At 69.0% G+C, this 12,136-nt stretch carries 11 protein-coding genes; 5 read left to right on the top strand and 6 right to left on the bottom strand.

All coding sequences use genetic code 11. The features are described 5' to 3' along the window. Positions 1-77: 77 nt before the first annotated feature. Positions 78-485 (bottom strand): RidA family protein, encoded by a 408-nt coding sequence (locus NM1_RS10570; protein ID WP_068017367.1) that lies wholly within the window; start codon positions 483-485, stop codon positions 78-80. Positions 486-583: 98 nt separating this feature from the next. Here NM1_RS10570 and NM1_RS10575 point away from each other — a divergent pair, with 98 nt between their 5' ends. Beyond that, positions 584-1,171: a TetR/AcrR family transcriptional regulator gene (locus NM1_RS10575; protein WP_246010638.1), complete on the top strand. Its 588-nt coding sequence runs from the start codon at positions 584-586 to the stop codon at positions 1,169-1,171. Here NM1_RS10575 and NM1_RS10580 read toward each other — a convergent pair. Then, a complete protein-coding gene (locus NM1_RS10580; protein ID WP_068017533.1) occupies positions 1,160-2,104 on the bottom strand; it encodes an NAD-dependent epimerase/dehydratase family protein in 945 nt (314 codons plus the stop codon). The two genes, NM1_RS10575 and NM1_RS10580, sit on opposite strands and share 12 nt — an antisense overlap. 126 nt (positions 2,105-2,230) lie before the next feature. Here NM1_RS10580 and NM1_RS10585 point away from each other — a divergent pair, with 126 nt between their 5' ends. Then, the gene (locus NM1_RS10585; RefSeq protein WP_068017537.1) at positions 2,231-2,917 is read left to right on the top strand and encodes a TetR/AcrR family transcriptional regulator; all 687 of its coding nucleotides are present in this window, start codon (positions 2,231-2,233) and stop codon (positions 2,915-2,917) included. A 57-nt stretch (positions 2,918-2,974) separates the two neighbouring features. On the opposite strand, the gene NM1_RS43320 is transcribed toward NM1_RS10585, so the two are convergent. Beyond that, a complete protein-coding gene (locus NM1_RS43320) occupies positions 2,975-3,250 on the bottom strand; it encodes a hypothetical protein (protein WP_068017372.1) in 276 nt (91 codons plus the stop codon). 204 nt (positions 3,251-3,454) lie between these two features. Between NM1_RS43320 and NM1_RS10595 the strand changes: the two genes are divergently transcribed. The 3 genes from NM1_RS10595 (at position 3,455) to NM1_RS10605 (ending at position 8,029) form a co-directional block, all read left to right on the top strand. After that, a complete protein-coding gene (locus tag NM1_RS10595; RefSeq protein WP_068017375.1) occupies positions 3,455-4,345 on the top strand; it encodes a helix-turn-helix domain-containing protein in 891 nt (296 codons plus the stop codon). A gap of 93 nt (positions 4,346-4,438) precedes the next feature. Further along, positions 4,439-4,894, top strand: coding sequence for an SRPBCC family protein (locus NM1_RS10600; protein ID WP_068017378.1), 456 nt, complete (start codon positions 4,439-4,441; stop codon positions 4,892-4,894). A gap of 207 nt (positions 4,895-5,101) precedes the next feature. Next, positions 5,102-8,029 carry an AfsR/SARP family transcriptional regulator gene (locus NM1_RS10605; RefSeq protein WP_218022165.1) on the top strand — a complete coding sequence of 976 codons (2,928 nt, stop codon included), beginning with the start codon at positions 5,102-5,104 and terminating at the stop codon, positions 8,027-8,029. A gap of 8 nt (positions 8,030-8,037) precedes the next feature. Here the strand turns inward: NM1_RS10605 and NM1_RS10610 are convergent, their stop codons facing one another. From NM1_RS10610 to NM1_RS10620, 3 genes are read right to left on the bottom strand one after another with little or no spacing between them, the layout of a single operon-like run. Continuing rightward, a complete protein-coding gene (locus tag NM1_RS10610) occupies positions 8,038-9,078 on the bottom strand; it encodes a type VII secretion target (protein WP_068017384.1) in 1,041 nt (346 codons plus the stop codon). Further along, positions 9,071-9,865, bottom strand: a complete 795-nt coding sequence (locus NM1_RS10615; protein WP_068017385.1) for a hypothetical protein — start codon at positions 9,863-9,865, stop codon at positions 9,071-9,073. Before NM1_RS10615 ends, NM1_RS10610 begins: the two co-directional genes overlap by 8 nt. Next, positions 9,862-12,120 (bottom strand): ADP-ribosyltransferase, encoded by a 2,259-nt coding sequence (locus NM1_RS10620; RefSeq protein WP_255286182.1) that lies wholly within the window; start codon positions 12,118-12,120, stop codon positions 9,862-9,864. The genes NM1_RS10615 and NM1_RS10620 overlap by 4 nt, the downstream gene beginning before the upstream one ends. Positions 12,121-12,136 lie beyond the last annotated feature (16 nt).

Here is a 12,136-nt window from a genome sequence, read left to right on the forward strand (position 1 = left end):
GAACCCCTGGGCGCAGCCCGGGAATCGGCTGTGAACGCGTCGTCTGCGCCGGTCATCGAGCCCCTCGGCCGACGAACCTAGTCCAGCACCGCCGTCGCCTCGACCTCGACCATGATGTCCGGCTCGCCCAGAGCCGAGACGCCGAGCAGCGTGATCGGCTTGACCGGATCGATCCCGAGCTTCGTGGCGGCGCGCTCGACCCCCTGACCGAGCAACGGCATCTTCTCCGGCGTCCAGTCGACGACGTAGATGGTCAGCTTCGCAATATCGGCCCAGGAACCCCCGACCTCGGCCAGGGCCGCGGCCACATTGAGGTACGCCTGCTCGACCTGAGCGGCGAAGTCACCCTCGCCGACCTTCTCGCCGTTCGCGTCGCGGGCGACCTGGCCCGCCAAGAACACCAACTTCGATCCCTCGGCGATCGAAAGCTGGCTGTACACCTCCGGTTTCGGCAATGCCTCCGGATTGACCAGTTTCACGGTCATGGCTCACTCCCATGTTCGTCCCGACACTCGGGGCAAACCATAACAGTGCTATGTTATGTTGCGCCATGGCCCGCACCAAGAAACCTCGCATCCGGTCGATGCTGATCGAACGAGCCGCGTACATGCTGCGCATGCGCGAACCGGTGACGTTGCGTGGCCTCGTCGCCGGCACCGACGTCTCGACGATGGCCGTCTACACGTATTTCGACGGCATGGACGGGCTGTGGAAAGCGTTGCGGCAGGAGGGATTCACCCGCTTGGCCGCGCAACTCGCCACAGTCGCCGCAACCGCCGACCCGGTCCGCGACCAAGTCGCGCTCGGCGCCGCGTATGTGCGCAACGCGCTCGAGAACCCGGATCTCTATCGCGTCATGTTCGACGCGGGTTTCGAGCTCGAGGACGCCGCGGCGGCCGACGAAACGCTGCACCGCCTGGTGCACGCGGTCGAGCGAGCGAAAACGGCGGGCCGCTTCCGCGCCGACATCGACCCCCTGGACCTGGCGACACAGTCCTGGACCATCGGCCACGGCCTGGCAACCCTCGTCACCTCGGGCCCGCTGCCACGCGCGACCCTCGCGCACGGGGTGCCGATGCTGACCGCACTCTTCGTCGCCGCGGGCGACGATCCCGAGCGATGCAAGGATTCGGTCGAATCCGGCTGGGATGTGGCCGCACTATCGACCTGACAGCGGTGTGGCCGAATCTCTTGCGGCGGTGATCATTTCGCGCAATCCAGCCTCCACGGGCGACGGTTCGATCCCGAAGGCGGCGGTGGCCGCGGACGAGTCGAGCACGAACGGCTTGCGGAGTTGGTATTGGATCTCGATCATCTCCCGAGCCATGGGATCGAAGAGTCCGGCCAGCCGCAGCAGGAGGCCGGGCATGGTTCGCACTCGTGCGCGTGACGCTCCGGCCAATTCGGCGGTACGTTCGGCGAGCGTGCGGATCGACAGCGGCGCGGCGGTGGGAACGTGCCACGGCCGACCCCATGCCTTCTCGTCGGCGGCGACGACGGCCAGCAAGTTCGCCACGTCCGACACCTGAGTCCAGCTGTGCGGGGCATCGATGTCGGCCGGGACCGAGGCCACCCGCCCCGCGAGAACTTTCGGCAGGACCAGAACGCTGAACGGCGACGTGGTGCCCGCGCCGAGGTAGTCGGAGCCGCGTACCTCCGTGGTGCGGATGCGCCCGGCCTCGTGTGCGGCCAGCGCGGCGGACCACAGGTCGGCGCGCACCCTGCCCTTGACCGAGGTGGGCCGCAGGGGGAGGTCTTCGGTCATCGCCCCGTCGACCGGGCCGTACCCATACAGGTTGCCGGTGCTCACCAGGACCGCGCCGGTGATCTCCGCGGCACGGACCATGGCCGCGCCGAGCGGCGGCCATTCGGTGGCCCAGCGGTGGTAGGCCGGCCCCGCGCAGCTGTACAGCGCCACCGCGCCGCGTGCGTGCTCGGCGAGTGCCGCGGCGTCGGTGGTATCCGCCGCGAGCAGCCGAATCCCGTTGTGCGCCGGGCCCTTGCCGCTGCGAGTGATGACACGAACCTCCTCGCCCCGGTCCGCCAGCAGTCGTGCGAGGGCGGAGCCGACGGGTCCGGCTCCGATGATGACATGAAGCGACATGGCGCTCATCCTTCACTGAAAGAACACTGTTCTCGAACGAGATCAGTGTAAGCACTCCGTGTGATGCGCGTCAAGAACAGTGTTCTTGTTTTGGATCCCCGTTCTCGCTTGTGCCATACTGGCGTGGTGTCCGCTCCGTCGTTGCGCGCCCGAGTGCGTTCAGAAATGGTCGAGGAGATCAAGGTCGTAGCGCGTGCCCACTTCGCGCGCGAAGGCGCGAATCTGTCCCTGCGCGGTGTGGCGCGGGATGTGGGGATCGTCGCTTCGGCGCTGTACCGCTACTTTCCGAGCCGGGACGCCCTGCTGACCGCCCTGATCACCGATGCGTACGAGGATCTGGCGACCGCTGCGGCCGCGGCCGATGCCGCCGTCCCGCGGGAGCAACTGCGGGAGCGGTGGATGGGGGTCTGCCGAGCCGTTCGCGATTGGGCGTTGGCTCATCCGGCCGAATACGGGCTGCTCTATGGCAATCCGATTCCCGGATACGAAGCGCCCGAGGAAACGGTGGAGCCCGCCGCGCGGGTGGTGCTGCTGCTGGTCGATATCGTCATCGATGGTGCGCATCGCCTGGAACCGATATCGGAAGAGATTCCCGCGGCGGTCCGCAGCGATATGCGGCGCCTCATCGAGCAGCGTCCGGGTGCGATCTCGGAGGCGCGGCTGGATCGAGTCCTGGCCGCGTGGACTCAGCTGTTCGGCGTGATCAGCTTCGAGGTTTTCGGGCGGCTGGACCTGTTGATCGAGAACCCGGACTCGTACTTCGATCACCAGATGGCTTTGATGGCCGATATGGCCGGCCTTCGGGCACTGTAGAGATCGACGCTCTCGCAGTGCTCCGAAGGCCTGCCGTGCCGACTCACGTGAGGCGCGTCAGCCCTGTCCGAGTCCGGGTTCGCCCGACCCGCCGCCCTGGCCGGTGCCCGGATCGCCCGGGCCGCCCTGTCCGACCCCGGGGTCGCCGGGGTTGTCGTTGCTCTCGCCGACACCCGGATCGCCCGCGCCGTCCGCCAGCACGACACCCGGCGTGACGTGCTGGACGGGAGATACCGGTGCGGTGACGAGTGCGGAGGCCGCCAGCGCGCCGACCGTGGCGGCTCCGGCGATCGCTGTCACGGCGATGCCGCGGCGAACGGTGTGCAAGTACATGGAAACTCCTCATCTCTCGGCTGGGAACCCGGGAACGCAGCATGGGCTCGAAATCCCGGCAAATCCTTCTAACACCGCGGCGCCACAGGCGGATAGCACATCGGCGCCACGGCGGGCATCGCGGCATGGCGGTCGAATACGTTGGCGGACAACGGGGGCCGTGACAACCGGGCGAAGCGCTTGCGCCGTCGATAGCCTTTGTCCATGGTGTTCGATTCCACGCGCTTGGATCTCCAGCCGTACGCCGGTTTCGATACGGACCGCTACGTCCGGCGGACATACTGCAGTTGGGAGAATGCCGGGTGGAGGTCCCTGCTCGTGCAGCGGTTCGAGCATGTGCCCATGGTCGAGGGCATGGCGTTGCCGGGCGCGGCGGATCTGCACCTGGTGCTGCCGACGGCGGGACGCACGGTGATGGAGACGCGCAGCGACGGCCGGTGGGAGCGCTCCGCGTGGGCGCCGGGACAACTCGAGGTGATGGTCCCGGATCGGCCCGTCCTGCGGCGTTATCGCGCGGCGGGGGCGATGCGCAGTCTGCAGGTCCACATCCCGCGCGACACGGTGGATTCGACGATGGCGAGGCTCGGCGGCGGACCGGTGGATTTCGATGCCGTGGCCGAGTCGTTGACGGCAGGGGATCCGCTGATCGAGCAGATCGTCCGAGCGGTCGGGGACGCGGGTGCCGTCGATGATCTGTACGCCGAGTCCGCCGCGGCGTTCCTGACCGTCCACTTGCTCACCCGCCATGCTCGACTGTCCGCGGAGCCGGCGCCGAGGCGGGAGGATGCACGCGTGCGTGCGGTCCTCGCGCTGATGCGCGAGCGGCTCGCCGAGCCGATCACCCTGGCCGACCTCGCCGACGAGGTGCACCTGAGCGTGTACCACCTGGTCAGGGTCTTCAGGGAGGCGACGGGTATGACCCCGTACCGATATCTGACCCGATTGCGGATCGACGAGGCGAAACGCCTGTTGCGAGAGACGGATCTGACGATCGCTCGGATAGCGGGCCGGTGTGGCTTCGCCGGTCCCGCCGCGCTGTCGACGGCATTCGTGCGGCACACCGGTGTGCGGCCCTCGGTGTACCGCAATAATTGATCGGTACACCGCAATCTCGAGCATTGGCGGGGCGGGAACCCGTGACGATACTGAGGGCATCGGGATGAACGTCCTTGTTCGAAGGGTTGCGCTGTGCCCCACTATCGAGTCACCGCTACGAGTTCGGCGTCCGTCGACGTCGTGTGGGGCCTGCTGATCGATGGCCGCAGCTGGCCCCAGTGGTCGTCCGGGCTGGACGAACTGGTGGAGGAACGCTCCAGCGGGATCGACCCCGGCGGCCGCGACGATATCGGTGCGGTCCGCGCATTCCGCAGCGGCCGGGTGGTCACCGGGGAGCGGCTGACCGAGCTGGTCGACAACCGGCGGATGGCCTACGAGGATGCGTTCAACTTCGCGCTGAAGGACTATCGGGCCGTCGTCGAGCTGGAGCCGTCCGCCGCCGGAGGCACGACCATCACCTGGCACGGCGCCTGGCGGCTGCGGCCCGGGACGGGCTGGATCATGCCCTTCGTGCTGCCGCGGGTTATGCAGCGCATGGCCGACGACCTCGCCGGTTACGCGGCGACCGCGGCGGACAGGCCCGGCTGAGTCCCCCCGGAACCCGCACTCGCCGACCACGATCCGGGTGCGATCGTGGACGGCTGGGTATGGTTGGCACACCGAAATTGCGAGCACAGGGTCGGAAGAAGGCCGATTCCAGGGCGAGTCCACGGTCGGTCGGTCACATGGTGAGGGTCTGTTTTGGCAGCGCGGCAGGGCTCGGGCGTCGACGAGGTGAAGCCCGGGGTACTTCGGTTGAGTCTGTTGGGTCCGGTCGAGGTGTGGTTGGGGAATCGGCGCCTGGATATCGCTGCGCCGCAGATGATGTCGGCGCTGGTCATCCTGGCGGCCGAACCGGGACGCACGCTGTCGAAGACGCAGCTGGCCGCGCGTCTGTGGGCCGACCGTCCGCCGGCCTCGGCGGACAATGTCCTGCGCAATTACGTACACGCCCTGCGCCGCCAATTCGATACCCACGGCCATGCGGGCGCCGGTGCGGAGTGGCTCGCGTCGACCCGCGCCGGTTACCGATTGGGCGTGCCGGTCGACTCCGACGCGGGTGCGGTCGAGGAACTGATCGCGGCCGCCGAATCCGACCGCAACTCGGGCGCGGTCGACGCGGCGAACGAGAAACTGGCTGCGGCGCAGCAACTGTGGCGCGGCGACCCGCTGGACGGCCTGCCCGGACCCTGGGCGGACCAGGAGCGGACCCGGCTGCGCAGGCTACGGTCGGCGCTCGACGAGGCCGCGATCGTTGTCGCGCTGGAACTGGGGCGGCCGGCGGCCGCGGTCTCCGAGCTGGAGGCCCAGGTGGCGGCCGAACCGCACGTCGAGCGGTGGCACGAACTGCTGATGATCGCGCTGTATCGCAGCGGTCGGCGGGTCGAGGCGCTGGAGGTGTATCGGAACGCGCGCCGGATGCTGGCCGACGAACTCGGCCTGGAACCCGGCCCGCGGCTGGTCCGACTACATCAGGAATTTCTGTCGGCCGAGCCGACGAACTCCGGTGCCGCACCGGAGGCTCCGAGCGAATTTCCGCCCGCGGGAAAGGAGTTCGAGCATCCGGAGCCGGGGCTGGCGCAGTTGCCCCGCGACATCGCCGATTTCGTCGGGCGCGCGGAGTTGGAACGGGAACTGGCCGAGCTGCTGATCGCGGACTCCGACCGGCGCCCGGTGGTCGCGATCACGGGGATGGGGGGCATCGGAAAGACCACGCTCGCAGTGCATCTCGCACATCGCGTGCGAGACCACTATCCGGACGGGGTGGTGTATCTCGATCTCGGGGGAATGGACGAACATCCGCGATCGATCGACATGCTGCTCGCGATCGCATTTCGCTCGATCGGCGTGCATCCCGGCGAACTGCCGCGTGACCCGGCGGAGCGAACGGAGGTGTGGTGCAACACCGTTGCGGGAAAACGCATCCTGCTGGTGCTCGACAACGCGCGCGACGTGGACCACGTCACGCCGCTGCTGCCCGGTGCCGGTGCGGCGGCAGGGGTGCTGGTCACCAGCCGGTCGAGCCTGGCGGAACTGTTCGACGCGCGGCTGGTCCCGCTCGATGTTCTCACCCAGGACGAGGCGTTGACGCTGCTGGAGCGCATGGTGTCCGCGTCGCGGGTGTCCCGGGAACCCGAGGCGGCACAGGAGATTCTGCGCGCCTGCGGGCACCTGCCGCTGTCGCTGCGCATCGCCGGGGCGCGGCTCGCGACCAGACCGGCCTGGCGACTCGCCGCGGTCGCGCAGCGCGTCGCGGACGAGCGCGGCCGACTCGCCGAGCTCGCGGTCGGCAATACCAGCGTGGAGATGGTGTTCCTGGCCAGTTTTCGCCGCCTCGACCCCGAGCTGGCGCGCGCGTTCGTGCTGATCGCGTTCTCCGACGCGCCGGATCTGTCGGTCGACGCCATCGCCGCCCTGGTCGACCGGGATCGGGCCGAGGCCGAGCGGCTCTGCGAGACCCTCGTGGATCTCGGCATGCTGCAGACGCCGGAGTTCGGACGCTATCGGTACCACGATCTGCTGCGGCTGTTCGCCCGCCGGGTGGCCGACCGGGAGCACCACCGGGAATGGCCGGAGGCGCTGCACCGGCTGGTCGATTTCTACCTGGCGAGTGCGAAGAACATTGTGGAACTGCGTGATCCGGGCATGGGTACGGACTATTACGCCGACACCGATGCGGCCGGGCAGCAGTTCACCGACGAACGAGGGTGCACCGCTTGGGCAATGGCCGAACGGTTCGGGCTGGTGGCACTGTACCGGCAGGTCGCCGACCGCCCCGACGTCCGAACCCGATCGCTCGCAGTGGATCTCGCGCTGTCGCTTGCGGTGGGCGGTGATGTCGGCGAGCACCAGTCCCAGCTGGCGCAGGCGCTCGAGGTATTGAGCCGGGCCGCCGACGCCGACGGAGACCGCCGGACGATGGGCCGGGCGCAGCTGGCCGCCGGGATGGCGCGGCTGGTCGGTATGGGAGATCTCGGCGCCGGTCGCGCGATCCGCGAAGCGGGTGGGGTCCTGCTGGAACTGGGCGATCTGCCGGGCGCCACCATCACCGAGATCATGCTCGGCACCGCCATGGCCTACCAGGGCAAGGCGGATGTCGCGGTGGACCACTTCCGGCGGGCCATCGAGCTGGTCAGCCAGGACTGGGGCGGGAGTCAGGGGATCATGTGGGCGACGATCGCCCGCGCCTACTGCGAGGCCCGCCGCTGGTCCGAGGCCGTCGAGGCCGCCGAGCGGGCGCTGGTGCACGCGCGGCGGGTCGGCAGCCTCCGAGTGGAGTCGATGGCGTTGCACGAGTTGGGGTTTGCGCGGCTGCAGCTCGGGGATCCCGCGGCCGCCCACGAGTTGTGCGGACGGGCGCTCGATGCCGCCCACCGCGACGGGCGTCGGCATCAGGAGGGGTGGGCGCTGGCCCGGCTGGCCGAGGTGGTCCTGTGCAGCGGTGACGCCGAGTCGGCGGTGCCGATCGCCGAGGAGGCGGTCCGGGCGCTCACCGAGGTCTCGGCGACGGTCCGGCGGCTGCGGGCGATGCAGGTATACGGCCTCGCGCTGGCCGCCGTCGGCCGCGCCGGTGAGGCCGAGCCGATCCTGGACAAGGTCGCACAGCTGAGCGGCCGGATCGGCCTCGCCGTGCCGGACGTGGCGGCTCCGCGGTCGACAGTGGCAGGCGCGCCCCCACCCTGACCCGCGAGTCACCGCGGGTCCCGCGGCGCTTGCGCGCGAGGGAATCCGGCGGAGTGGGGCTGGACCTGTGAGGTGGAACCGGCGTCGCGCGAAACGGGATTGTCTACTGCACCTTCGGTATTCATCGCGTGGGAGGCGGGGACCGTGGCCTGGGCCGGGTCGAGGTGCGGTGACGTGGATCCGACGTTGTGCGGCGTGGGCGTGGGGCTTTCGACGGTGCCTTCCGTGTTCACCGGGTGTGCGGCGGGAAGGGTAGCCGGGACAGCGTCGACGTGGTGGGAGGGGGTGTGCGGGGTGAGTGCCGGGTTGTTGGTGGTGCCTTCCGTATTCATCGGGTGGGTGGCGGGGAGGGTGGCGTCGGCGGAGCGCGGTCCCGGTGGGGCGGAGTATGGATCGGGCGGAGCCGTGCCGGTGGGCGGGGTGGTCCCGGCGGGTTGGGATCCGGTCGGGCCCGACCCGGTCGGAACATCATGGCGAGCAGGGGTGAGGGCGTCGGCGGGCCTGGAGTTGGCGGGTGCCCATCCTGTGGGGGTGTCCTGCCGGGCAGGGGAAATGGTGTCGGGTGGTTGGGATTTGACCGGTGTCGCTCCGCTGACAACATCGTGCCGGGCAGGAGTGAGGGCGTCGGCGGGTTGGTATCTGGCCGGTGTCCACCCTGTCGGGACATCCTGCCGGGCGGGATTCAAGGATCCGTACTGGTGGTCGTCGGATCGAGGTCTGGCGGAGTGCAGTGGCTGCTTGCCGTCGGACAGTTTCCGCTCGTTCTCCTCGTAGATCCTGGCCGTGTCGCGGAGGTTCTTCGCGTTGTCGTGGAAGACGTCGACGATCTTGCCCAGGGAGGCGAAGGTATTGTCGCGGTTGCTCTTGAAGCCCTTCTCGCCGTCGGCGAACTTCTCACCGATCTTGTCGCCGCCCCACGGCTCGCCCTGGCCGGCGGAGGCGGCCTGCAACGTCTCCAACAGCTTCTCGGCGCGGTCGGCGACCTCGTCGAATTCGTTTGCGGAGCGGCGCAATCCGTCCGGCTCGACCTCGATAGGCTTCTTACTCATCGTGTTCCTCCGATCGTTCCTCGGCAAGACGCCGAACTTCGTCGAGACTGTGGGCCTCTCGTTCCACGGCGGCGGGGCCGACGACTCCGGAGAGCCGGTCGGCGGGGAAGTCGCGGCAGCGGGTCAATGCGGTGGTGGCGGGTTGTCCGGCCCGGTGGGCGTCGCTGAATCGCAACTGCCACAGCCCCGCGGCGATCTCGCCGACCGACCCGGCCTGTGCCCGCGGCAGGTAGCCCGCCGCCTCGCCGGTGACGGCGGCCCAGACATAGCCGATCACCGCGGATTCCATGCGGACCGGCAGATATCGAACGGGGGAGTTGGTCTCGTCGGCGTAGTTCTGCAGCGGGACGCTCCGCAGCGGTCCCCAGCCGTCGCGGGGGTCGATCGGCGTCCCGTCGGCGAAGGTGCCGTCCTGGATCAGCGGTCCGTCATCGAGGGGCGGGCCCTCCGGATTGAGCCGGGCCCACAGCTCTGCCAGGCTCGCCGCATTCCCCGGCCGCATCCCGGCGGGCACCGCGCCCGCCACCGAGTCCTCGGTCGCCCCTATCCACTGTTCGAGGGCCGCGACCGGCGCGAGCCCGCGCGTGGCCGCGTCGTTCAGCCGCGCCTCCCACGCGAGCAGGCAGTTGAGATCGTCCCCGGCCGCCGCGAGACTGCGTTCGAAACCCGCCGCGTTCTGATCGGTTGCGGCCCACAGGTATCCGATGAGCCGGCCGCGCCGCTGCACCGGCAGGTAGATGACCGGACGGCGGGTCCAGCGGCTGTAGTTGGCGGGTGTGGATGTCATCGGTACTCCGGTGCGGGTTGGGGATGGACGGTGGTCGGCAGCAGGATCTCGGCGTCGAAGACGGGTATGCCCTCGGCGTCGTCGTAGCGCACGGCGGTGATGCGGTACCGGGTGTCGCGGGCGAGCAGCAGTTCGGTGGCTCCGGGGACGCCGCTGCGCAATCCGATCCACAGGCCCTGCGCTCCGACCGGGACCGTCAGGTCGAGCCGATACCGGAACGGGCGGCTGCCGTCCGGGGAGGCGATCAGGTTGCGGCTGACCGAGGTCGACAGGTAGCCGGGCTCCCGATGCACCGAACCGACGAGCCGCTCCAGCATGTCGGGACGCGGCGGGCGCCCGTACCGACCGCGCAGGAACTCGATCGTCCGCAGCCCGCGCGTCACCCGGATCGGCTCGGCGATCGGCACCGGCCGCCGAGTGGCCTGGTCCAGCAGTTCCACTTGGCGCGCAAGGGCATCGACGTGGACGGCCATGCCGAAGTACCGCTCGAAGTACGGGCCGTACACGGTCGCGAGCAGGTTGCTTTCGGTATTCATCCGTTCCAGCCCGCGGCTCGGACTCTGGCTTTCCATGATCGACAGGAGCCGTTCCCAGGTGTCGCGCGCCGCGTCCGGATCCGAAACCACCCGGCGGACAGCGTCCGGACCGGCGCGGTGCCACTGCGCCAGGACAGGCAGGGACAGATTCCCCGGCCCCGTCAGTGTGCTCAGCAGTTCCGCGGACCGGCCGCTGCGCTGGAGCTGAGCGAAGATTCCCCGGGTCGTCTCCAGGTAATCATCTTCCCGCAGAACAACATTGGGCATCGGCCGATCATCGTATGCCCACACCGCGTGCTGATGCGCCGGAGTGAGCTCGTGCCACAGGTTCAACCGCCATTCGCCGAATTCGAGACCTGCCGCGTCCGTGTCGAACTGCCGAATGCCGTGGTGGTCGACGTAACCTGTGCCGGGTCCGCCCGGGTGGGGGATATGTGTCGCGGGTGGCCACGGGTACCGCGCCGGAGGTTCGAACGTTGCCGCGGTGTGGAATTCCTGCTGCGACACCGCGAGTGCGTTGCCGTCGCGGCCCATGGCGATATGGGAGCGCCCCGGATACGCCGGGTCCAGGTATACGAGTGCGAACCGGTCCCCGGCATTGTTCCGCAGTATCGTGCGCGGACGGTCCGGGCGCAGGACCATGATGTTCAGCCCGAACTCCCTGGCGGCCAACGGGAGTAGGTGGAGCATGACGCCGTCGGTGCGAACGTTCGGATCGCGCAGCCCGCGCATGATGCTCTGGTACTGCCCCTGCCAGGGCGGGTCGTAACGATTGTTGCGAAGGTTCTCCTGCAACAGATCGGCGAGGTGCGCCCGGATCTCGCCCGCCGGCGCCGGGTTGTTGCCGCCCTGCGACAGCACCGCCAAGAACTCGAAGACGTGATCACCGTTGTCCGGCAACGGAACCCAGGTCGGTTGCGGATCGTGGACCGCGGCATCGTCGCCGTGCGAATCCCGCACGGACGCAACCGCATCGGACTGGTCCAGACCGATACGGTAGCCCGGGCGATACACGGTGGGTGCGTGGCCCGGTACCGGAGGTTCCACCACATGACCCTCCGCGTCGAGATAGACGACCTCGATGCTCGAGATCTCCCGACGTGGCTGCGGCGGATAGGCGTGTTCCCGCTGCTGCGCCGGGTCGTTGACGACAAGACGACCGGAACGTGCGGCGGCGGGGTCGGTTTCCTGGGCGATGCTGATGAGGTACGCGTGTGCGCCGAACCCGTCACGATCGGCGGTGGTGTAGTTGTCGACGACAACGGCATGTGTCGCGAGTCCGGGCGCGCGCAGGAATCCGGCGATGGTGTCGTGGTCGGGAACGGTATGCAGCCTCGCTCGGGGAATGGCGTTTTGCAGCTGTTCGTGGGTGATTCCGGCGAGACCGCCGGGAAGGCCGCCGATGTCGATGTCGTGGTTGCCGGTGCGTTGTCGCAGCAGCGCCAGCGCGAGGACGCCGCAGTTGTCGCTCGCGGGATCGTCGGCGATGTGCTCCGCGAGCGGGACCCCCAACCTGCGGGTCGCATTCGTTATGTGGCGTTCGACCGCCCGGATGCTGATTTCGAGTTCCTCTGCGATCGCCACGAGCCCGTGGCCCGCTGCGCGGAGCTCCATAACCTGAGATGCTCGATCACTCAGCAGCGGCCCGACACTGCGGAGTAGTCCCTTGCTTCTCAGATTGCCGGCCGCAACGCGCACCTCCTCGACCTTGGCGAGCATATTCTTTCGGCGATCA

The sequence above is a fragment of the Nocardia mexicana NBRC 108244 genome, from assembly GCF_001613165.1.
GTDB classification, from domain to species: domain Bacteria; phylum Actinomycetota; class Actinomycetes; order Mycobacteriales; family Mycobacteriaceae; genus Nocardia; species Nocardia mexicana.